At 62.1% G+C, this 496-nt stretch carries 1 protein-coding gene; it reads left to right on the plus strand.

Annotated features, from left to right (window positions below; genetic code table 11):
- Nucleotides 1–255: 255 nt before the first annotated feature.
- Nucleotides 256–496: siderophore-interacting protein (locus F6S12_RS32865; protein WP_315870003.1), on the plus strand; the 241-nt coding region annotated here is incomplete at its 3' end.

Raw genomic sequence — 496 nt, forward strand, 5'->3', positions numbered from 1 at the left:
CAATGAATCTGCGGGCGAGCTTCAAGGAGTCTTCTGCATTCATCGGGAGTCATCCGTACTTACTTGTTGGGTATCGAGCATTGGCTCGGTCATCCCTACGGAACGGATGAAGGCCGGGGAAAATTAACCCCGCACAGCGCCAGAACAACCCGCTTGCGGGCCCCTCAGGGTGATTGGGCAGGCGCCGCCAGCAGTAAATCACCCCGCTCATCCTTCGTTCCTTCCTTATCCTCCCCTTGCAGCAGGTACCCGCCCATGTCTTCCGCTCAATCGCTGACCGGCCTCCTCACCCAAGGCTTGCGCAAACTGACCGGCATCGACCGGTCCAGGCCAAAGGGCTACCGGGTAATCAACGTCGAGCTCAAGCAGCGCATCCACCTCAGCCCGTCCATGGCCCGCCTGGTGTTCACCGGCGAGGACATCGCCCAGGCGCGCACCCTGGCACCGGACCAGCGCATCAAGCTGCTGTTTCCCGGGGCCGATGGCATGCCCTCGC

Source organism: Pseudomonas sp. JV245A (genome assembly GCF_032424515.1).
Classification (GTDB): domain Bacteria; phylum Pseudomonadota; class Gammaproteobacteria; order Pseudomonadales; family Pseudomonadaceae; genus Aquipseudomonas; species Aquipseudomonas protegens.